The sequence below is a fragment of the Sphingomonas cavernae genome (assembly GCF_003590775.1).
In the GTDB taxonomy this organism is placed as follows: domain Bacteria; phylum Pseudomonadota; class Alphaproteobacteria; order Sphingomonadales; family Sphingomonadaceae; genus Sphingobium_A; species Sphingobium_A cavernae.
Genome location: NZ_QYUM01000002.1, coordinates 21,567 through 40,924 on the forward strand (window position 1 = coordinate 21,567; position 19,358 = coordinate 40,924).

Consider the following 19,358-nt stretch of genomic DNA (forward strand, 5'->3'; position numbering starts at 1 on the left):
TCAAGGCCAGTGTGGACGCATAGCTCAGTTGGTAGAGCAGCTGACTCTTAATCAGCGGGTCCTAGGTTCGAGCCCTAGTGCGTCCACCACCCTTTCCTATCAGAACCATCCGGGCTTGGCAGTTCGGCGTGTGCCGATTGACGAATGTCAGCGTCCTGAAACGACGATTGCGCTATCGCAATGACTGCCAACCGGGGGAACGCTAATGGTACCGTCGGACGACAGTGACTATTTTCTGCGCCGCGAACGCGAGGAGCGGATCGCCGCCGCATGCGCGACGCACCCTGCTGCGCGCAGCGTCCATCTCGATATGGCAAATCGCTACCTGGCGCGTGCCAGTGCCAGCATAGCAGGTGCGCGACGACTGCGCCGGGGCCTGTCGACGCGATAGACAGCGATCGTCCCTGTCTGCGCTACACGAAAGCGTGCAGCTAGAATTGTGGCTGATATCGCGCCACGCCGCTACGATTCCGGACATGCTCAATGAGGAGACATGCCCGTGATCGTCCGGATCGCCACGCTCATCGTGCTTCATGCCACCACTTCCGTAGCTGCCGCACAGGCAACGGCACCGGCTTCACCTCCGGTTTTCGAAGCGATGCGCGCGGGCGCTCATGTGTTGGTAGGTGATGTCGGCAATGTCCTCGCTTCGGCAGGGCCGGATGGCGTGCTGCTCGTCGACGATCAATATCCCAACACCGCCAACGCGATTCAGGCGGCGGCCAAGGCCCTGTCACCGGCGCCGGTTCGGTATGTGATCAACACGCATTGGCATGTCGATCATAGCGGCGGGAATGCCTATTTCGGTCGAGCCGGCGCCAGCCTTGTGGCGCACGAGAACGTCCGCGCGCGAATGGCCACCGAGCAGGTCCTGAAGGCCTATAATGCTAGAATACCGCCCGCTCCGCCCGTCGCGCTTCCGTCGATCACCTTCGACGCGGCCCTCACGCTTCGGATCAACGGCGAAACCGTTGACGTGATCCACATCCCGCACGCCCATACCGACGGGGATGCCGTCGTGTTCTTCAGGAACGCCAATGCTGTGCATATGGGCGACATTTTCTTCAATGGCATGTTCCCCTTCATCGACACCGGGAGCGGCGGCAGTGTGCAAGGCGTGATCGCGGCGGTGGACAAGGTGCTTGCGATGACCGACGCAGAAACCCAGATCGTACCAGCGCACGGTCCGATTGCCGATCGCTCCGTGCTCGCCGCCTATGGCGCGATGCTGCGCGACGTCGCGAAAAAAGTGCAGGCGGGGATCGATGCCGGACTGCCCCTCGCCGAAATCCAGGCGCAGAAGATCGCGGCGCCCTATGCCTCCAGCTATGAAGGCGACGGGGACCGGTTCATCGGCTTTGTCCATGAAAGCCTGATCGCACCAGCAACGCCCGAGACCTGACCTCGACCGGCCGCACGGCGGCCGCCTGCAGGCGATTCGGTATCGCCCTGCGTCCGCGCGCGTCTCATCCTTGTCCCGTGCCGTAGCGGCGGCGCGCTGCCGCTGGACAGGCCTTTTGGTTGCGGTATGAAACGCATATGACCCTGCCTTCTCCGCTCTTTGATCGCCTGCGGCTGCCCGTGATGGCCTCGCCGATGTTCATCGTTTCCGGCCCCGATCTTGTGATCGCGCAGTGCAAGGCAGGAATCGTCGGCTCGTTCCCCGCGCTCAACGCGCGTCCACAATCGCTGCTCGATGAATGGCTGCACCGGATCACCGAGGAGCTTGCTGCCTGGAACCGCGACAATCCCGATTGTCCGGCCGCGCCCTTTGCGGTCAACCAGATCGTTCACAGATCCAATGACCGGCTCGAACAGGATCTCGTCACCTGCGCAAAATGGCAGGTGCCGATCGTGATCACCTCGCTCGGCGCGCGCGAAGACCTTAATCAAGCGGTGCATGGCTGGGGCGGAATCACGTTCCACGACGTTATCGACGATCGCTTCGCGCGAAAGGCAATCGAGAAGGGCGCCGATGGGCTGATCCCGGTAGCCGCAGGTGCGGGCGGCCATGCGGGGCGCTTGTCGCCGTTCGCGCTGGTGCAGGAAATCCGCCAATGGTTCGATGGCCCGGTTGCGCTGTCAGGTGCGATTGCCAGCGGCCGTTCGATCCTTGCCGCGCAGGCAATGGGTGCAGATCTTGCCTATATCGGCTCGCCCTTCATCGCGACGGTCGAAGCCAACGCCGATCCAGCCTACAAACAGGGCATCGTCGAAGGCCGCGCGGCCGACATCGTTTATTCGAGCCTGTTTACCGGTGTCCACGGCAACTATCTGCGCGGCTCTATAACCGCCGCCGGGCTCGATCCCGATAACCTGCCCGAGGGAGATCTCTCGACGATGAATTTCGGCTCGGGCGACAATCAGAACAAGAAGGCATGGCGCGACATCTGGGGCTCGGGTCAGGGCATAGGCGCTGTCCAGGGGGTCGAAACCGTGGCGGAGCGCGTTGATCGGATGGCCGCCGAGTATCAGGCCGCCAAGGCCGAACTCGCACAAAAAACCCGATAGATCCTCAGCGTCAGAGCGATGCCCGCAAGCGTCGCATCAGACTGTGCGCTGGACTTTCGGTCGGCTCCATACCGCTGTCGATCCGCTTGACGCGGTCATAGAGATCGATGCTTGAGACGATCAGGGCTTGAGCATCTTCAGGCAGTTGCGAAACGAGCGTCGTGTCGCTTTCCACGGCATGGCCCAGTCGACGCGAGGGATGGCGCCCCTGCGTTTCGTTCAGTTCGCCGGACTCGACTGCGCGCCGCGTCAGCAGCCAGGCGATGACATGCATCAACCGCGTAGTGACTTTCAGCGATTCACAGGAAAATCCGACGCGCAGCATAGGCGCTAGCTGCTCCCGGTCATCCTTGCCGTGCTCGTCAAAATATGCGCGCGCCTCATCGGCAAGCAGCATCGCCTCGACGTACAAGGCGTCTACGAGCCGAGGTGTCAGACGTGATTCTGCCTTTTGCGTTTCCATGCGCCGAGTCTGACATAATCGGCGGCCAGACGGAACGCGGAAAACTGGTTAGTTATCGGACGATGGCAATCCTGTCCCGAATTGGCGCTAGAGTCGCATCATTGCGGTGGAGCAACGCGTGTTTCCGTCGAAGCGTGAAATCGGCCGATGCTTGAAACCTTGATGCACGTTTCAGGCTGAATCAGTTCAGGCGATAATGTCGGGAATAAGCTGGTCCTCCAGTACCGCGATCTCGTCGCGCAGGCGCAGTTTGCGCTTCTTGAGCCGCGCAAGCTGGAGCTGGTCGGCAGCAGAGACGTCCGCAAGCGAGCCGATGGCGCTGTCGAGGTCACGGTGCTCGATCCGGAGCAACTCCAGCCTTGCCCTGACGTCATCGATGCCCATCCATTCTCTCCCACGTGCGAACCGGCAGTTCTACGCCACACTCGCCGTTCCCACGCTACTGGTCAACGAATCGTCGCAAGCCGGATGCGTCCCGCCGATTGCCGCGAATCAGGGGAAGACAGCGGGGCCAATCCATGTTTCAATCCCCGTGTCGCAACATCCAGCCAGAAGGAGACAGAAGGATGGAACAGGCACATTTTTCGGCATTGGAAGCAAAGCACGCCGGTCTTGAGCACCGGATCGCCGAAGAGAGTCGCCGTCCTTCTCCTGACTCAGGCATATTGGCGCAACTCAAGAAGCAAAAGCTCAAGATAAAGGAAGAACTCGCCGCAATTTAGGCGATCGGGCAGCCGCGCTGCGCCCGGCGTCGCGGATCAGCCGGTCCGCAACCCGGGCCGGCGTCCATCCCCCGCGGGTTTCGCATGATCGGGAGCGGCGGCGCCCCTGCCAACGGGTCGGCGCGCGGCCGCAGGCTCGATCTCCATGTCGAAGGCCACGCCGATACGGTCCTCAGTCTTCCATGCCACCTTACCCGTGACCCGACCGACGCCGCGCAGTATCACCTCGACCGCATCGCCCTTGGCAAATGCAGCGTGACATTCGGCCATCATCCCGCCTGCCGAAAGGTTGCGGACACGCACCTTGTGTTCCTCGCCACCGCTACAATGCACGATTCCTGCCAGAAACAGGCTGTCGCGCACGACTTCACGCCCCTGCGACGCCAAGCCGGCGGCGTTGAATTTGGCGACATGCTCCACGTCTTTTAAACCCCAGATCTCGCCGCAGCCGGACGCTGCGCCGCGTACCGCCGGTTTAACCGGGCATTGGTGTGAAAAGCGTTAAAAGGCGTGATGCCTCAAGGCGCTAGCCTGTTTCGATCGGTGCTCTTTCAAGCTATTCGTCGCGCGAGATTTTTTCCTGGCGTTCGTGGCGCTCCTGCGCCTCGACGGTCATTGTTGCGATGGGGCGCGCCTCGAGCCGCGCAAGCGAGATCGGTTCGCCCGTCACCTCGCAATAGCCATATTCGCCCTCGGCGATTCGGCGCAGTGCGGCATCTATCTTGGAGATCAGTTTGCGCTGCCGATCGCGTGTCCTGAGTTCGATCGACCAGTCGGTTTCGCTCGACGCACGGTCTGTCACGTCGGGTTCGCGAAGCGAGTCATTCTGAAGCTGATTGAGCGTGTCGCGCGACTCGCGAAGGATATTCTCCTTCCAGGCTAACAGCTTCGCCCGGAAATATTCGAGCTGGCGCTCGTTCATGAACGGCTCGTCCGCCGAGGGTCGATAATCGGTATCCAGCGTCGGGGCGCGGAGAGCCGGATCGGCTTGCGCCTCATTCTTGGTTAACGCTGTCGCCATTTACCCGTCTCCGTAACTTTACTGACAGGCTTACCGGGCTTTTGCCCGCGCAAGCGCATCTCCCCGGCCGCGCCTATAGACGCCTCGCGCCCAGACATACAAGCCGCAGAATCGTCTTGCGGTATCAGTATATCCCCCGAGATCCGCCGCACGGCGCAAACCTGCGCTGCCCATAGCCGACATGATGTTGCAGTTTGATGAATGCTGGCGGCTCACTGGCCGCCGAATCGGCTGCACATCCGGCCCCAGGGACAGTGCACAGTTAACCATGGTCGTTGCATAATTTGTTAATCTTCAAGGTCAGAACTGCCCTCAAACGGGACAGTAACCATAACTGCTTCCCATGAGCTTGCCTCGTGGCCCCCGCGCCTGTCGAAAAGAAGGTTAATCACCTTGTTCTGCGCCGCACCGGCGCTTCTACCAACGGCATGGGCCTGGCGCCTGTCCGATCCGTTCGGACGGTTGACCCGGCTGGGGCAGAAAAAGAGAACGACATGTCGGTACGGATGGCTTTGGCGAAACTGTGTGCCTGCGCTTGCGGCGGGGCGATCATCGGTGGTGGCGCCGTACATGTCGCGGAGAAACCTCGACCGGCGGTGGTCAAGAGCGTCAAAAGCGTCAAAAGGGCGGCTGTGAAGCCGGTAACCCGCGCTCCGCGTTACGCCAAAAAGCCCGTTCAGCGCGTCATGCGCGCGACAACAACGGAACTCGCAGCGGCTCCGCCGCAGATCCAGACTGCCGCGGTGCCGATTCCGATGCCGACGGGCAACGCCATTCAGGGCGGCAGCGGTGGCACGCCCGTAGTAATCGGCGGCAGCAGCGGCTTTGGGGGCGGCGGGTTCTTCGGAGGCGGATTCTTCGGCGGCAGCAGCAGCGGAGGCAGCATCGTCGTGTCGTCGACCAGCTCGGGCGGATCAACCAGCACGTCTTCGGGCGGTTCGGGCGGCTCCAGCACGAGCACGTCGTCCGGCGGATCGGGCGGATCAAGCACAAGCACGTCCAGCGGAGGATCGTCGACCAGCACTTCGACTGGCGGATCGTCGACCAGCACTTCGTCGTCGGGGAACGTTTCCACGTCTACGTCGAGCAGTGGCAACGTCTCGACCTCATCGAGCACGAGTTCCTCAACCAGCTCGAGTTCGAGCACTTCGTCGAGCACGAGCTCCTCGACGAGCAGCAGCTCCAACGGCAGTTCCTCGCACGGCACATCCAGCGGAACCGAGGTTCCGGCACCGCCAGCAATCCTCCTCTTCGGCGCAGGCGCCGCGATACTCGCGATGCGTCGCAGGAGCATGAAAACGGCCGGCTGATCCAACACTCGGCCCATTGAGGGGCGCCGTCCCATGCGACCCGGGGCGGCGCCCTTCCTTTACGTTCGGCTCAGGCCTCGATCAGGATCTTCTCGATCTCGGGCACGGGATGCCCGGTCAGGTTCTTCGCGATCTCGCCCTTGAGCCGGCTCTCGACCTCCTTGTGATAGTGCTTGCGCAGCGCGCCCAGCGTGGACGGAGGCGCCACGACCCAGAGCGAGTCGAATTCGTTGCCGAGCGCACCCTTCCGCAGCATGTCCGCGGTCTCCACGGCGAAGCGCGCTTCCTCGATCGCGTGAAAATCGGCCTCCTCATATGCGCTGCGGCCCTGACCCACGCTGGAGAAGGCGCGCCCGGGCGCATCCGATTTCTGTTCGCGATTGGGCGGGTTGTCCTGCTCGCGCAGCTTTACGAGTTCGAGGTTCAGGTCCGTCGGGCTGCCCTTGTTCTTGAACAGCATCATTTTGTTGCCATCGGCGACGACGACAAGGCCATCATGCGCGATCCGCATATCCGCTCTCCTTTTCGCTGAACTGGCAAGTGAAGCCAGACACCGAACGCACGGAAGCCTTCGCGGTTGCGCTCTTGCATGGCGCGCCGCCGCCCGCCATAGCCGCGACATGCACGATATCCGCCTGATCCGGGACGATCCCAAAGCTTTCGACGCCGCCCTTGCCCGCCGCGGGATCGCGTCGCACGCGGCCCAACTGCTCGCGCTCGACGAAAAGCGCCGTGCGCTGACGACCGAGGCGCAGACCGCGCAGGCGCGCCGAAACGAGGCATCGAAGGCGATCGGCGCAGCCAAGGCGCAGAAGAAGGAAGACGAAGCGCAGGCGCTGATGGCCGAGGTGGCTGTGTTGAAGGAACGCCTTCCCGCGCTTGAAACCGAAGAACGTGCGCTGGGAGACGAACTCGACGGCCTGCTCGCCGCGATTCCCAACCTTCCTGCGAGCGAAGTTCCCGAAGGCGAGGACGAGGCGGCCAATGTCGAGGTCGCACGCTGGGGCGAGCCCCGCGAATTCGACTTTGAACCAAAGGAGCATGCCGATTTCGCGCCTGCGCTCGGGCTCGACTTTGAAAGCGCAGCCAAAATCTCGGGCGCGCGCTTCGCGGTCTTGCGCGGCGGCGTTGCCCGCCTCAACCGCGCCCTCGGTCAGTTCATGCTCGATCATCAGGCGCGCGAGGGTTTTGCCGAGATCGCGCCGCCGCTGCTCGTGCGCGACGAGGCGATGTTTGGCACCGGCCAGCTTCCTAAATTCCGCGACGATCAGTTCGGTACGCTCGACGGACGCTGGCTCATCCCCACCGCCGAGGTCAGCCTCACCAACCTTGTCCGCGAATCGATCCTCGACGAAGAAACGCTGCCGATCCGAGTCACTGCACTCACGCCCTGCTTCCGCCTCGAGGCGGGCGCCGCTGGTCGCGATACGCGCGGCCTGATCCGCCAGCACCAGTTCGAGAAGGTCGAACTCGTCGCCGTCACCACGCCCGAGCAGTCGGACGCCGAACATGAACACATGTGCGCTGCGGCCGAAGGCGTGCTCCGCGCGCTCGGCCTCCCCTATCGCAAGATGCTGCTCTGCAGCGGCGACATGGGTTTCAGCGCGCGCAAGACCTACGATCTTGAAGTCTGGCTGCCAGGCCAGAACACCTATCGCGAGATCAGCAGCATCTCCAACTGCGGCGATTTCCAGGCGCGACGCATGGCCGCGCGCTACCGCCCAGCGGGCGAGACCAAGGGCACGCGCTTCGTCCACACCTTGAACGGTTCGGGCCTCGCGGTCGGGCGCACGCTGGTCGCGGTGCTCGAAAATTATCAGCAGGCCGATGGTTCGGTTCGCATTCCCGAAATCCTCGTCCCGTATATGGGCGGCGTCACCGAGCTGAGACCCGCCTGATGCGTATTCTCCTCACCAATGACGACGGCATCAACGCAACCGGGCTCAAGGTGCTGGAAAAGATCGCGCGTACGCTTTCCGACGACATCTGGATCGTCGCGCCAATGGAGGAGCAATCGGGGGCAGGCCATTCGCTCACCCTCACCCGTCCCTTGCGCATCCGCCGTCACGACGAGCGCCGCTTCTCCGTAAGCGGCACGCCGACTGATGCGGTGCTGATGGCGCTGGGGCAGATCATCGAAGGTCCCAAGCCCGACCTCGTCCTCTCGGGCGTCAATCGCGGCGCGAATCTTGCCGAGGACGTGACCTATTCGGGGACCGTTTCGGCCGCGATGGAAGGCGCGCTCGCCGGCCTGCGCTCGGTCGCGCTGAGCCAGGTTTATGCACGCGACGGCACGGGTGAGCAGGTGCCTTTCGACGCGGCGGAAAGCTGGGGCGAAAAGGTGCTGGCTCCCCTGCTCGACTGGGAAATGCCCCATCGCACACTCATCAACATCAACTTCCCGCCCATTGCGGCAGAGGTCGTCAAGGGCGTGAAAATCGTCCGGCAGGGCTTTCGTGACTACGGGCGCATGAAGATCGTGGAGGGAACCGATCCGCGCGGTTTTCCCTATTACTGGTTCGGGCTGGGCGGCAGCGTCCAAACGGCCGGCCACACTACCGACGTCGAAGCCGTGGCCGACGGTTATATCACCGTCACCCCGCTTCAGCTCGATCTGACGCACGATCCCTCGCTCGCAGCGCTCGAAGCCGTCTATTCCTGATCCCACTGGCGCAAACGCGCGATGCTGCTAGTCTCGCGGCATGGCGATGACAGGGTAAGCCGCGGATGCCTTGGCGAAAATCCGCCCGCGATCTGCGGTACGAGACGCTCCAGCGGCGTTCCCAAATGCCCGTGTGGCTGTCGATCGGATGGCGTGTGCTTTTCGTTCTCGGCCTGCTCGCGATCGCGGTCAGTGTCCACTGGTTCGACCGCGAGGGTCTGCGCGACAATTATGACGGCGAGATCAGCTTCACCGACGTCGTCTATTTCACCGCGATCTCGATCACGACGACGGGCTATGGCGACATTGCCCCCGTTACCGAACGCGCGCGGCTGTTCGACGCGCTGATCGTTACGCCGATTCGGATCTTCGTCGTGCTGATCTTCCTTGGCACGGCCTACAACTTTGTCTTCAAGCGAACATGGGACAGGTGGCGCATGAGAGTGATCCAGAGAAACCTGCACGATCACATCGTCGTCTGCGGATTCGGCATCAGCGGGTCGGAGGCAGTCGACGAGCTTGTCGCGCGCGGTACGCAGCCCCAGGAGATCGTGGTGATCGACACGTCGCCCGCAGCGCTCGAACGCGCCGAGGCGGTCGGCTGCTCAGTAATCGAGGCGGATGCGACACGTGACAAGACACTTGAGAACGTCAAGATCGGTCGCGCGCGTTCGGTGATCGTCTCCGCAGGGCGCGACGACACCTCGATCCTGATCGTGCTCACCGTGCGGCACCTTGCGGCGACCGTGCCAATCAGCGTGCTCGTTCGCGCGGAGGACAATGAGGTTCTGGCGCGGCAAGCGGGCGCCACCACGGTCATCAATCCGGTCAGCTTTTCAGGCCTGCTGCTCGCTGGCTCGACGCACGGTCCACATCTTGCCGACTATCTTGCCGATCTTGCCGGCACGCACGGCCGCGTGAAGCTCGCCGAACGCATCGTCGCCCCCGCCGAGATCGGCAAGCCCTTGTCAGCCGTCGAGACGGGCCTCGCGGTCCGGCTCTACCGCGCCAATCAGCCGATCGGCTTCTGGGAGCCCGAGGCTGCCGCGCTGCAGGCCGGCGACATGATCGTCGAGATCATCCCCGGCGACACTGCCAGCGCCTAGCCCGCGAACAGTCCGAAGACCGCGCCCATCAGCGCATAGACGACGATCCAGTAGCCGCCGTCGATGAGGAACAGCGCCAATCGACGCCCCGCGAAGAGATAGTTGACGCCGTAAGCCGGCACCACGAAGCCGAGCGCCAGCCCGACCGCGATCATCACCGAAAGCCCCAGGCCCGGGTCGCCATAGGTTCTGAACACATGCGCCAGGACGAAGGCCGAGAAAAGGTTCAGAAGGAACGACAATCCGAAGACCGTCGGCGCATGCGTCTTGGCATCCTCCATCGTCTTTCCCTCGGCTACCAGCCAGGGCTTCAGGAAAAGCGGCCCATACCAGATTCCGCCCACCAGAAATCCCGACAGCGCGGCGAGAACGATCGCGATCCAGTTGAAATCCCACATATGCCCCTCCTCTTTTGTGGTGCGAAGCTACATCGGAACGGGGGCAGAATGAAGCATTTGCAGCGCCCTGATGACATTTGCGCGCAAAATCCCTATGTGCGCCCGCACCCATGGCAATTGAACTCCCCACTCCGCCCAAGATCGGCATGGTTTCGCTCGGCTGTCCGAAGAACCTCGTCGACAGCGAACGCATCCTGACCAAGCTCCGCTCGGATGGCTATGCAATGTCCCCCGACTATGCGGGCGCCGACGTCGTGCTGGTCAACACCTGCGGCTTTCTGGACAGCGCGAAGGAAGAAAGCCTCGAGGCGATCGGCGAGGCGATCGCGGAGAATGGCCGTGTCATCGTGACCGGTTGTATGGGCAATGAGGCCGAGGCGATCCGCAACCGCTTCCCCGATGTGCTCGCGATCACCGGTGCGCATCAATATGAGGATGTGGTCGGCGCGGTTTACGACGCGGCACCGATGCCGCCCAACGCCTTCCTCAATCTCGTGCCGGAAAGCGGCCTCAAACTCACGCCGCGCCACTACAGTTATCTGAAGATTTCCGAGGGTTGCAACCACCGTTGCAGCTTCTGCATCATCCCGTCGCTGCGCGGTGACCTTGTCAGCCGCCGTCCCGACGCGATTTTGCGCGAGGCCGAGAAACTGATCGCCGCGGGCACCAGGGAACTGCTCGTCATCAGCCAGGACACCTCGGCCTACGGCGTCGACATCAAGCACCAGCCGCGCGAATTCCACGGCCGCGAGGTGCGCGCCCACATGACCGATCTGTCGCGCGAGCTCGGCAAGCTCGGCGCATGGGTGCGGCTGCACTATGTCTACCCCTATCCTCATGTCGATCACGTAATCCCGCTGATGGCCGAGGGGCTCGTGCTCCCCTATCTCGATATCCCCTTCCAGCACGCGGCACCCAATGTTCTGAAGGCGATGAAGCGCCCCGCCAACGAAGCCAAGGTGCTCCAGCGCATCAAGAACTGGCGCGAGATCGCGCCGGACATTGCGATCCGCTCGACCTTCGTCGTGGGCTTCCCCGGCGAGACCGAGAAGGATTTCCAATATCTGATGGACTGGCTTGAGGAAGCGCGGCTCGACCGCGTCGGCGCCTTCCGCTTCGAGCCCGTGCAGGGTGCCGCCGCCAACGATCTTCCCGACCCCGTTCCCGAAGAGGTCAAGGAAGAGCGCTACGCTCGGCTGATGGAACTGACCGCGCGCATCTCCGCCGATAAGCTCGCCGCAAAGGTCGGCCGCACGCTCGACGTCATCATCGACGAGGTCGACGAGGAAGGCGGCGCCTCGGGCCGGTCGAAGGCCGATGCGCCCGAGATCGACGGTCAGGTCCATCTCCGTGACGCCGAAGGGCTCGTACCCGGCAACATCGTGCACGTCGAGATCGAGGACGCCGACGAGCATGATCTGTTCGGCGCCCCCGTCGCCTCCTAACTCAGCGTCCGATACGGGGCGGCGCGCTGGCCGCTTCCTCCGGCAGCACGAAGCTGGCTCTGCGATTGGGGAAATCGACAGTCACGCGCGTGAACATCCGCAGCGCATCCATCCCGAGCAACAGCGCGGGCTTGCGTAGCTTGAGCTTGCGAAACGCATAGGCATCACCAAAGGCGATCGGCATGCCGTGCAGCGCCACGCGCCCGATGCGGAGCTGGTCGACCCGTGTATAGTCCGCATTGAGTACATCGCCGGTCACGCCGATCAGCGATATGGGGGTCACGGCATAACGGCTGCCCGACTTCAGCAGGCGGCGACGCAAGGCTTCGTTGCCCAGGCTAATCTGCGTGCCCGTATCGACGATGACGTCAATCTTCTCACCGTCGATCGTCGAATCCGCGAGGATCAATTGGCCCAGCTTGCGGCGTGCGGTCACAACGATTTCGTCGGGACCGGGCCGAACCGATTGGCCGCGCTTCGCCTCGCTGACGGCAAGCGTGCGTGCGCGAAAGTCCAGCACAACGCGCTGATTTTGCAAGGTATCTATGCCCAGGATGCCGTGTGCGCCGATGTGCGTACCGCCCAACGCAAGCGCCTGTATGTCATGCGTCTTGCCGGGCCTGAATCGCAGACCCTGGATATGGACCATCGAGGCATTGCCACCGCCGGTCAGCGTGATGAGCCGCACGTTTCCCGCAGGCTTGAGCGCAAGCGTGTTCGCCAGCTCGCGTGAGATCACGGTGCGCGTCGCCGCGGTATCGAGTATGAAGGCATAAGGACCCCGCTCTGCGATATGGATCGCCACCGTCATCCGGTCGGTGTCGTTGATTCCCATATCGATGATGCTCGACGCTGGTTCGAGCATCTCTGCGGCTCCCGGGGCAACCGGTGGCGTGTTGGCTTCATCCGGACGGGCGGGCGCGATTGGCGCAAGCAATAGCAGCCCGGCACCGATAATCGCCCCAATGGGAAGCCGCTTGAATGCGGCCATGTCGCCTCTCCAGCCGCGACCGGCCGACATTGCCGGCGCCTGCCGAGTATAGCGCGAATTGCTCTGCGCCCCAAGCTGATGCTGGATCTGGTGGTCCGCGCCTTACTCGGCGCCTGGCGGCATGATGACACCCCGTTGCTGCGCCTGCGCCAGCCCTGCAAGACGTTCGGCAAGAAAGTCGATGACTACACGCACGCGCGGCGTGTGGCGCACCCTTTCGTGTGTGAGCAGCCAAATGCCGCGTTCCTTGCCATGCGTCGGCGGAAGGCATCGGACAAGATCGGGGTCGGTATCGGCGACAAAGCAGGGGAGCACCGCGAGGCCAATGCCCGAGCGAACCGCCGAAAGCAGGCCGGTCGGCGAATCGTGATGCATCGCAATTGCGTCTACAAGGCCGTTTTCCTCAAGCCAGGCGCGATAAATCTTCCAGACGCCCGCTCCACCCCCGCCGATAAAGGGGTGGCCGGCCAGTTCCCTTCGCCGCCGCGGCCTGCCATGCGCGGCCGCATAGTCGCGGCTGCAATAAATGGCCCAGTCGTCGATGGTAATCCGTCGACCGACAAGACCGCCCCCCTCCGGCCGCTCGACGCTGCGCAACGCAACATCGGCAGCGCCTGCGGCAAGATCGAGCATCGCATCTGACGTATCAAGCTCGATCCGGATCGCCGGATTCGCCTCGTGCAGATCGCGCAGTATCGGCGCGAGCACTGTAACCGCGTGGATTTCCTGCGCGGTCAGGCGCACCGTTCCAGTGACTTCGCGTCCCTGTGAGCCAGCCGAATCGGTAAAGGCGTTCGCGGCCGCCTCGACGGCCTCTGCCCGCTCGACCAGGGCTTCGCCCGCGGGGGTCAGAAAATAACCGGTCTGTCGGCGCTCGAAGAGCGGCAAGCCGACCGTCTGCTCCAGCGCGGCGACGCGCCTGGCCGCTGTGGTCTGGCTCACGCGCAGCGCACGCCCCGCCGCAAGCGTGCTGCCTGTCCGCGCAACCGCGAGAAAATAGCGAAGGTCGTTCCAGTCGAGCATGGCCTATTCTGCACTTTTGCAGAACGGGTGCGCAACATCGTTGTTCGTCTCGACTCGCCGGAACAGGTATTAAGGCGTCAGCGCCACCGGCGCGAATTGACCAGAATCCCCAGGAGACAGTGATGAAGACGATGCTTGCGCTCACCGCGCTTGCCGGAGCGCTGTATGTTGCGCCGGCAACCGCCCAGTCCCCGGCTGATGGCACGAACACGCGCGTCGTGCGCTATGCCGACCTTGATCTTGGCACCGAAAAGGGGCGCGACGCGCTCGACCGTCGGATCCGTGTTGCCGTCTCGGCCGCATGCGGCACCGCCTCGAGCGTCGACCCCGAAGGGAAGCGCGAGGTGCGGCGTTGCAAGGCCGACACCCTGGCGCATGTCGCGGCCCAGCGCGATCAGGCGATCGCGAGCCTGCAAACCGCCCCCACGTTGCTCGCGTCCCAGTAATCGGCCTCTGCCCGCCCTCTCCCGATATTCCGGGAGAGGGCAAAGGGTGTTCATAGCAACCGACGCTCCCGCTCCCCTTGCCCTGATCACGCTCCAGCGCCTATCCCGCTGGAATGACCATTGCACCGTTCCGGGGCTGCCGATGACCGACCTCTCCGCCCTCCTCCAGCCCGACAAGGGCCAGCCAGCCCGTGCCATCCATCTCGTCGATGCCGATGGCTATGACGCCTGGCTGAAAACCCAGCCAGTGCGTCACCGCACCGCCATCACTGCGCAGAAGCTGACACCAACCGCGTTCGCCAGTGCCATTCTGCCCGGCGACAATGCCGATGACTGGTCGGTGGTCAGCGTCGTCGCCGATGTCGACAAGCTGTCGAGCTGGTGTCTCGCCAGGCTGGCGGAAACGCTGCCTGAAGGCACATACAGAGTCGAGGGCGCCGAGCCCGGCCCCGCGACGTTCGGCTGGCTCACGGCGCAATACCGCTTCGAGAAGTATAGGAAGGCCGACAAGGCGCAGGGCCCGCGCGTGCTGCTGACCGGAGAGATCGCGAAGATCGCCGAAACCGTCAGGCTCGCCGAGGCCACTGCGCTGGTGCGTGATCTCGTCAACACGCCCGCGCTCGATCTCGGGCCCGGCGAGCTCGAGGCCAAAGCCGAAAAACTGGCGAAGAAGCACGACGCCGCGCTGACCGTCACCAAGGGGCACGAGCTCGAAGCCGGCTATCCGATGATCCACGCCGTCGGCATGGCGGCCGACAAGAAGCACGCGCCGCGCCTGATCGAGCTGGTCTGGGGCAATCCCAAGCATCCGCGCGTGGCGATCATAGGCAAGGGCGTCTGCTTCGACAGCGGCGGGCTCGACATCAAGCCCGGCGCAGGCATGCGGCTGATGAAGAAGGACATGGGCGGTGCAGCGCACGCGCTGGCGTTGGCCAGGCTCATTATGGAGCACCGTCTGCCCATCCGGCTCCACATGCTAATCCCCGCTGTTGAAAACGCGATCGCGGGCAATGCCATGCGTCCGGGCGACGTGCTGAAAAGCCGCAAGGGTCTGACCGTCGAGATCACCAATACCGACGCCGAAGGCAGGCTGATCCTTGCCGATGCACTTGCGAAGGCGGTCGAGGACGAGCCCGAGCTCATCATCGACTTCGCAACGCTGACGGGGGCGGCGCGCGTCGCGCTCGGTCCCGATCTCCCGGCGATGTTCGCCAATGACGACGCGCTGGCCGAAGACCTGCTGGGCGGCGGGACCGCGGAGGACGACCCGCTCTGGCGACTGCCGCTCTGGCAGGGTTATGGTGAAATGCTCAAATCGGACATCGCCGACCTCAACAACTCCCCCGATGGCGGCTTTGCCGGATCGGTAACCGCCGCGCTCTTCCTCGAGAAATTCGTGCCCAAGGACACGCCTTGGGCGCATTTCGATACCTTCGCCTGGCGCCCCGCCGCCAAACCCGGCCGTCCGAAGGGCGGCGACGCACTCGGGCTTCGCGCGGCCTGGGCCGTCCTCAAATCCCGATTCGGATGATCTCAATGCTCAAGAAATGGATTGCCGCTGTTCTGCTGGTCGCCGGAGCGATCAATGGTGCGTCCGCGCGCGAAAATGCCGATCTCGTCATTCGCGGCGCGACCATCGTCGATGTCGCTGCGGGCAAACTGATCGAAGGGCACGCTATTGCCGTGCGCGGCGGCGACATCATCGCAGTCGACAGCGAAAAGGTGATCGATCGCCGTTATCAGCCGTCGCGGACCATCGACGCCGCCGGACAATATGTCATGCCCGGCCTTTGGGACATGCATGTCCATTTCGGCGGTGGCGAAGCGCTGATCGAGGAAAACAAGGCGCTGCTGCCGCTTTACCTCGCTTACGGGATCACCAGCGTGCGCGATTGCGCCGCCGACATCAGCAACGCCGTCTTGCGCTGGCGCGCGCAGGTGGCGGCAGGCGAACTGGTCGGTCCCAATATCTACACTTCGGGTCCCAAGCTCGAAGGGCCCAAACCGCTCTGGAAGGGCACGATCGAGGTCGACAGTCCGGCCGAGGTCGACGCCGCGCTCGACCGGCTGCAGGCCATGCGCGTCGATTTCGTCAAGATCACCGACAACACGCTGCGCCCCGAAATCTTCCTCTACGCACTGAAGGCCGCCAAAGCGCGCGGGCTCAAGACGTCGGCGCATATTCCCTATGCGCTCACCGTCGAGCAGGCGGTCGCCGGCGGCCTCTCCTCCGTCGAACATGGCGACTATCTCATCAAAGCGGGATCAACCGAGGAAGTGCAAATCTCGAAAGACTATGCCGAAAAGAAGCTTACTTATGCCCAGGCGTCGGACAAGCTGGTCGACACTTTCGATCCAGCACTGGCGCGCAAGGAGTTCCGCAAGCTGGGCAGCCTGGGCCTCTATGTGACGCCGACGCAGAACATGGGGCGCATCCTCGCTTATCTAGACCGTGAGGATCACAGCAAGGATGCCGCGCTTTCGCTGATTGGCCCGGGCTTGCGCGAAACCTATAACTGGCGTGTCGAGCGCGCCGCCAAGGCCGATGCAGCCGCGATAGAGCGCCGCCACCGCAAATATGAGCTGAGCGCTACGCTGCTCCCGCTGATGCGCGACGCGGGCATCTCCATCCTTGCGGGCACCGATGCGGGCTATCTCAACTCGTTCAATTATCCCGGCCAGGGATTGCACGACGAGCTCGCCCGCTTCGTCGAATCGGGACTTACGCCAACGGAAGCGCTGCACACCTCGGTGATCAACGGACCCAAATTCCTCGGCAAGCAAGCGCGCTACGGCGCGATCGCCCCGGGCAAGGCCGCGGATATCCTGTTGCTCGGCGCCAATCCCCTCGCCGATATCGCGGCAACGCGCGACATCCGCGCCGTGGTGCGTGCGGGCGCCGTGTACGATCGCGCCACGCTCGATGGCCTTCTCGCCAGCGCGCGCGAAAATGCCGCAAAACCCGTAACGGAGATAAAATAACCCCAAAGCGGGAAACCGCAGGGGCAATAGCGCGTTATGCCATGACGTAGCCGTTCCGAATGGCGGAAAAACGGCGTCAGAGGTGGCATGGCAGTGAACAGGGCGTTGAACGGATGGATGGAAACGCTGACCGACTATGTGCGGTCGGGTGAACCGGATCTCACCAACCGGCAAATGGCACTGCTCCTTGTCGTCTATCTCAAGCCAGGCCCTCACACCGTCCGTGGACTCGCCCAGGTTCTCAACGTGTCAAAGCCCGTTGTAACACGCGCCTTGAACAAGCTGGGTGCGCTCGGCTATCTGCGCCGCCAGCGCGACGATGCGGACCGCCGCAATATCTTCGTCGCACAGACGCGTGAAGGGGCAGATTTTCTTGAAGGCTTCGGTGGACTCATCGCCCGCAGAGGGCACGACACGGACACCCGGCAGCGCCGGCGCGCGTAAGCATTTCGGGCTGACCGGCCCTTCGGTCGTCCTCGATCGCCGCGTCAACGCGGTGCGCGGCGACATTGCCGACATCGCGCTCGCGGGTACGCTGTTCGCCCCGCATTATGCCCGTCCGATGGAGCGCCGCTGCGTCGTCGCGACCGCGGCAGTGCGCGCGAAGGCGAATGACGATGCCGAACTGGTCTCGGAACTTCTCCACGGCGAGGCCTTTGAAGTGATCGACCTCAGCGGCGGCTGGGCGTGGGGCTATTCGGCGCACGATCACTATATCGGCTATGTCCGTGAAGAGGCGCTCGGCATAGCGCGACCGGGTATGTGGCGCGTCAGCGCGCGTAGCGCGACGCTGCGCGATGCACCGGCCGCAGACGCAAAGGCGATTGGCACATTGTCTATGGGTGCGATCGTCGACGGCAGTGTCGGTGACGGCTGGCTGCTCACCGACGAGGGCGCCATCGATCGTGCCGAACTCGTCGAGGCTAATACGCGGCTCGACCCCGTCGATCAGGCGGAAAAGCTCCTCGGCGCCCCCTATTTGATGGGTGGCCGGAGCGAACATGGCATCGATTGTTCGGCGCTTGTCCAGATCACACTTTCCTTTGCGGGCGTGGCAACACCGCGCGACAGCGATCAGCAGGCTGAAAGCCTCGGCCAACCCCTTGCCGCGGGGTCCCCGCTCCAGCGCGGCGACCTCGCCTTCTTCCCGGGACATGTTGCAATTATGCTCGACGCCGAACGGATCATCCACGCCAACGGCCGTGCCGGCGCGGTCAGCATCGAGCCGCTTGCCGATCTGCTCGCCCGGCTGCCTGCCGATGATGCCGCCGCCATGACGGTGCGCCGGCCATGAGCGTCAAGGTCTTCATTGACGGCGCTGTCGGCACCACAGGGCTCGAAATCCGCGAGCGGCTGGAAGGCCGTGGCGATCTTTCGGTCGCGACATTGCCAGATGCGTTGCGCAAGGACGCGAACGCACGACGGGACGCGCTCAATGGCGCAGATATCGTCATATTGTGCCTTCCCGACGACGCCGCGCGCGAAGCGGTCGCGCTGATCGAAAACCCCGCGGTCAAGGTGATCGACGCCTCGACCGCACACCGCGTCGCTACGGGCTGGACCTATGGTTTCGCCGAGCTCGAGCCCGATCAGCGCCAACGGCTTTCGGGCGCGACACGCATCTCTAATCCCGGCTGTTATCCGACGGGCTTTCTGGCGCTGGTCCGTCCGCTCGTACGCGAAGGCCTGATCCCCGCGGACTGGCCACTCACGCTCAACGCGACCTCGGGCTATTCGGGCGGCGGAAAGTCGATGATCGCGGCATTCGAGGATGCCGAAGCGCCCGACGCCACCGATACTGCCTTCCGCATCTATGGCCTGGACCTCGCGCACAAGCACGTGCCCGAGATGCAGACGCATGGCGGCCTGTCGCATCCCCCGATTTTCGCGCCGGCAGTGGTACGCACCTACCGCGGCATGATCGTCGAGGTGCCGCTCCAGCTCCGCGCCATGGCGTCCGCGCCCAGCCTGACCCAGATCCACGACGCGCTCGCGGCCGCCTATGACGGCAGCAAGCTCGTCACGGTCAAAGCAACCGACGATACCTCGCTGCTGACGCTTGAACAGACGGCTGATACCGATCGACTCGACCTGTACGTTTACGGCAACGAGGCTACGGGTCAGGCGCGGCTCATCGCGATCCTCGACAATCTGGGCAAGGGCGCTGCGGGCGCAGCAGTCCAGAACCTCAATATCGCCGCCGGCCTCGACGAACTGGCTGGTCTCAAACTCTGAACTATAGGCAGATTGTCATTCGCCCGATTTGAGCGCACCCTCC

General features: G+C 63.6%; 22 protein-coding genes and 1 tRNA gene. 14 read left to right on the plus strand and 9 right to left on the minus strand.

From position 1 onward, the window contains the following. Positions 1-13: 13 nt before the first annotated feature. From D3876_RS00345 to D3876_RS00360, 3 genes are all read left to right on the plus strand, one after another. Positions 14-89: transfer RNA gene (locus D3876_RS00345), tRNA-Lys, on the plus strand. A gap of 404 nt (positions 90-493) precedes the next feature. Beyond that, positions 494-1,402 (plus strand): MBL fold metallo-hydrolase, encoded by a 909-nt coding sequence (locus tag D3876_RS00355; RefSeq protein WP_119759159.1) that lies wholly within the window; start codon positions 494-496, stop codon positions 1,400-1,402. Positions 1,403-1,539: 137 nt separating this feature from the next. Continuing rightward, positions 1,540-2,511: an NAD(P)H-dependent flavin oxidoreductase gene (locus D3876_RS00360; RefSeq protein WP_119759160.1), complete on the plus strand. Its 972-nt coding sequence runs from the start codon at positions 1,540-1,542 to the stop codon at positions 2,509-2,511. 10 nt (positions 2,512-2,521) lie between these two features. Here D3876_RS00360 and D3876_RS00365 read toward each other — a convergent pair whose 3' ends face one another. Further along, positions 2,522-2,974 carry a DUF1465 family protein gene (locus D3876_RS00365; protein WP_119759161.1) on the minus strand — a complete coding sequence of 151 codons (453 nt, stop codon included), beginning with the start codon at positions 2,972-2,974 and terminating at the stop codon, positions 2,522-2,524. A gap of 186 nt (positions 2,975-3,160) precedes the next feature. Next, positions 3,161-3,358, minus strand: coding sequence for a YdcH family protein (locus D3876_RS00370; protein WP_119759162.1), 198 nt, complete (start codon positions 3,356-3,358; stop codon positions 3,161-3,163). 182 nt (positions 3,359-3,540) lie between these two features. Here D3876_RS00370 and D3876_RS00375 point away from each other — a divergent pair, with 182 nt between their 5' ends. Continuing rightward, positions 3,541-3,696, plus strand: coding sequence for a DUF465 domain-containing protein (locus tag D3876_RS00375; protein ID WP_119759163.1), 156 nt, complete (start codon positions 3,541-3,543; stop codon positions 3,694-3,696). 36 nt (positions 3,697-3,732) lie between these two features. Here D3876_RS00375 and D3876_RS00380 read toward each other — a convergent pair whose 3' ends face one another. The 4 genes from D3876_RS00380 to D3876_RS00395 form a co-directional block, all read right to left on the minus strand. Further along, complete coding sequence (locus D3876_RS00380) at positions 3,733-4,116, minus strand: PilZ domain-containing protein (RefSeq protein ID WP_119759164.1); 384 nt, start codon at positions 4,114-4,116, stop codon at positions 3,733-3,735. A gap of 136 nt (positions 4,117-4,252) precedes the next feature. Next, entirely contained in the window at positions 4,253-4,717 is a 465-nt protein-coding gene (gene dksA / locus D3876_RS00385; RefSeq protein ID WP_119759165.1) for an RNA polymerase-binding protein DksA, read from the minus strand. Positions 4,718-5,492: 775 nt separating this feature from the next. Beyond that, positions 5,493-6,011 carry a hypothetical protein gene (locus D3876_RS00390; protein ID WP_182911818.1) on the minus strand — a complete coding sequence of 173 codons (519 nt, stop codon included), beginning with the start codon at positions 6,009-6,011 and terminating at the stop codon, positions 5,493-5,495. Between the two features lie 86 nt (positions 6,012-6,097). After that, on the minus strand, positions 6,098-6,538 hold the full coding sequence (locus D3876_RS00395; protein ID WP_119759166.1) for a host attachment family protein: 441 nt from the start codon (positions 6,536-6,538) through the stop codon (positions 6,098-6,100). Between the two features lie 109 nt (positions 6,539-6,647). Here D3876_RS00395 and serS point away from each other — a divergent pair, with 109 nt between their 5' ends. The 3 genes from serS to D3876_RS00410 all read left to right on the plus strand — a co-directional run bounded on the left by serS (position 6,648) and on the right by D3876_RS00410 (position 9,795). Further along, complete coding sequence (gene serS, locus D3876_RS00400) at positions 6,648-7,925, plus strand: serine--tRNA ligase (RefSeq protein ID WP_119759167.1); 1,278 nt, start codon at positions 6,648-6,650, stop codon at positions 7,923-7,925. Then, positions 7,925-8,689 (plus strand): 5'/3'-nucleotidase SurE, encoded by a 765-nt coding sequence (surE, locus tag D3876_RS00405; protein ID WP_119759168.1) that lies wholly within the window; start codon positions 7,925-7,927, stop codon positions 8,687-8,689. Before serS ends, surE begins: the two co-directional genes overlap by 1 nt. 125 nt (positions 8,690-8,814) lie before the next feature. After that, the gene (locus D3876_RS00410) at positions 8,815-9,795 is read left to right on the plus strand and encodes a potassium channel family protein (RefSeq protein ID WP_238475170.1); all 981 of its coding nucleotides are present in this window, start codon (positions 8,815-8,817) and stop codon (positions 9,793-9,795) included. Here D3876_RS00410 and D3876_RS00415 read toward each other — a convergent pair. Then, positions 9,792-10,193 carry a DUF1761 domain-containing protein gene (locus tag D3876_RS00415; protein ID WP_119759170.1) on the minus strand — a complete coding sequence of 134 codons (402 nt, stop codon included), beginning with the start codon at positions 10,191-10,193 and terminating at the stop codon, positions 9,792-9,794. The genes D3876_RS00410 and D3876_RS00415 overlap by 4 nt on opposite strands. A gap of 110 nt (positions 10,194-10,303) precedes the next feature. Here D3876_RS00415 and rimO point away from each other — a divergent pair, with 110 nt between their 5' ends. Further along, positions 10,304-11,638, plus strand: a complete 1,335-nt coding sequence (gene rimO, locus D3876_RS00420) for a 30S ribosomal protein S12 methylthiotransferase RimO (RefSeq protein WP_119759171.1) — start codon at positions 10,304-10,306, stop codon at positions 11,636-11,638. A 1-nt stretch (position 11,639) separates the two neighbouring features. Here the strand turns inward: rimO and D3876_RS00425 are convergent, their stop codons facing one another. Further along, positions 11,640-12,629, minus strand: coding sequence for an aspartyl protease family protein (locus D3876_RS00425; protein ID WP_182911819.1), 990 nt, complete (start codon positions 12,627-12,629; stop codon positions 11,640-11,642). A 102-nt stretch (positions 12,630-12,731) separates the two neighbouring features. Then, positions 12,732-13,652, minus strand: coding sequence for a LysR family transcriptional regulator (locus D3876_RS00430; RefSeq protein WP_119759173.1), 921 nt, complete (start codon positions 13,650-13,652; stop codon positions 12,732-12,734). A gap of 122 nt (positions 13,653-13,774) precedes the next feature. Here D3876_RS00430 and D3876_RS00435 point away from each other — a divergent pair, with 122 nt between their 5' ends. The 6 genes from D3876_RS00435 to argC all read left to right on the plus strand — a co-directional run bounded on the left by D3876_RS00435 (position 13,775) and on the right by argC (position 19,315). Then, positions 13,775-14,098, plus strand: a complete 324-nt coding sequence (locus D3876_RS00435) for a UrcA family protein (protein WP_119759174.1) — start codon at positions 13,775-13,777, stop codon at positions 14,096-14,098. A 142-nt stretch (positions 14,099-14,240) separates the two neighbouring features. Continuing rightward, a complete protein-coding gene (locus D3876_RS00440; protein WP_119759175.1) occupies positions 14,241-15,629 on the plus strand; it encodes a leucyl aminopeptidase family protein in 1,389 nt (462 codons plus the stop codon). Between the two features lie 5 nt (positions 15,630-15,634). Beyond that, complete coding sequence (locus D3876_RS00445) at positions 15,635-17,080, plus strand: amidohydrolase family protein (protein ID WP_238475171.1); 1,446 nt, start codon at positions 15,635-15,637, stop codon at positions 17,078-17,080. A 117-nt stretch (positions 17,081-17,197) separates the two neighbouring features. Further along, on the plus strand, positions 17,198-17,524 hold the full coding sequence (locus D3876_RS00450; RefSeq protein ID WP_119759177.1) for a MarR family transcriptional regulator: 327 nt from the start codon (positions 17,198-17,200) through the stop codon (positions 17,522-17,524). After that, positions 17,466-18,374 (plus strand): C40 family peptidase, encoded by a 909-nt coding sequence (locus D3876_RS00455; RefSeq protein WP_182911925.1) that lies wholly within the window; start codon positions 17,466-17,468, stop codon positions 18,372-18,374. The genes D3876_RS00450 and D3876_RS00455 overlap by 59 nt, the downstream gene beginning before the upstream one ends. After that, positions 18,371-19,315, plus strand: a complete 945-nt coding sequence (argC, locus tag D3876_RS00460) for an N-acetyl-gamma-glutamyl-phosphate reductase (RefSeq protein WP_119759179.1) — start codon at positions 18,371-18,373, stop codon at positions 19,313-19,315. Before D3876_RS00455 ends, argC begins: the two co-directional genes overlap by 4 nt. Positions 19,316-19,358: the final 43 nt, after the last annotated feature.

Coding starts and splice junctions, on each gene's coding strand:
- D3876_RS00440 (WP_119759175.1), top strand. CDS start 14,241: ATGACCGACCTCTCCGCCCTCCTCCAGCCCGACAAGGGCCAGCCAGCC.
- D3876_RS00430 (WP_119759173.1), bottom strand. CDS start 13,652: ATGCTCGACTGGAACGACCTTCGCTATTTTCTCGCGGTTGCGCGGACA.
- D3876_RS00410 (WP_238475170.1), top strand. CDS start 8,815: ATGCCCGTGTGGCTGTCGATCGGATGGCGTGTGCTTTTCGTTCTCGGC.
- surE (WP_119759168.1), top strand. CDS start 7,925: ATGCGTATTCTCCTCACCAATGACGACGGCATCAACGCAACCGGGCTC.
- D3876_RS00395 (WP_119759166.1), bottom strand. CDS start 6,538: ATGCGGATCGCGCATGATGGCCTTGTCGTCGTCGCCGATGGCAACAAA.
- D3876_RS00450 (WP_119759177.1), top strand. CDS start 17,198: ATGGAAACGCTGACCGACTATGTGCGGTCGGGTGAACCGGATCTCACC.
- D3876_RS00445 (WP_238475171.1), top strand. CDS start 15,635: ATGCTCAAGAAATGGATTGCCGCTGTTCTGCTGGTCGCCGGAGCGATC.
- rimO (WP_119759171.1), top strand. CDS start 10,304: ATGGCAATTGAACTCCCCACTCCGCCCAAGATCGGCATGGTTTCGCTC.
- D3876_RS00425 (WP_182911819.1), bottom strand. CDS start 12,629: ATGGCCGCATTCAAGCGGCTTCCCATTGGGGCGATTATCGGTGCCGGG.
- D3876_RS00415 (WP_119759170.1), bottom strand. CDS start 10,193: ATGTGGGATTTCAACTGGATCGCGATCGTTCTCGCCGCGCTGTCGGGA.
- D3876_RS00390 (WP_182911818.1), bottom strand. CDS start 6,011: ATGCTCCTGCGACGCATCGCGAGTATCGCGGCGCCTGCGCCGAAGAGG.
- D3876_RS00365 (WP_119759161.1), bottom strand. CDS start 2,974: ATGGAAACGCAAAAGGCAGAATCACGTCTGACACCTCGGCTCGTAGAC.
- D3876_RS00355 (WP_119759159.1), top strand. CDS start 494: ATGCCCGTGATCGTCCGGATCGCCACGCTCATCGTGCTTCATGCCACC.
- D3876_RS00435 (WP_119759174.1), top strand. CDS start 13,775: ATGAAGACGATGCTTGCGCTCACCGCGCTTGCCGGAGCGCTGTATGTT.
- D3876_RS00360 (WP_119759160.1), top strand. CDS start 1,540: ATGACCCTGCCTTCTCCGCTCTTTGATCGCCTGCGGCTGCCCGTGATG.
- argC (WP_119759179.1), top strand. CDS start 18,371: ATGAGCGTCAAGGTCTTCATTGACGGCGCTGTCGGCACCACAGGGCTC.
- dksA (WP_119759165.1), bottom strand. CDS start 4,717: ATGGCGACAGCGTTAACCAAGAATGAGGCGCAAGCCGATCCGGCTCTC.
- D3876_RS00375 (WP_119759163.1), top strand. CDS start 3,541: ATGGAACAGGCACATTTTTCGGCATTGGAAGCAAAGCACGCCGGTCTT.
- D3876_RS00370 (WP_119759162.1), bottom strand. CDS start 3,358: ATGGGCATCGATGACGTCAGGGCAAGGCTGGAGTTGCTCCGGATCGAG.
- serS (WP_119759167.1), top strand. CDS start 6,648: ATGCACGATATCCGCCTGATCCGGGACGATCCCAAAGCTTTCGACGCC.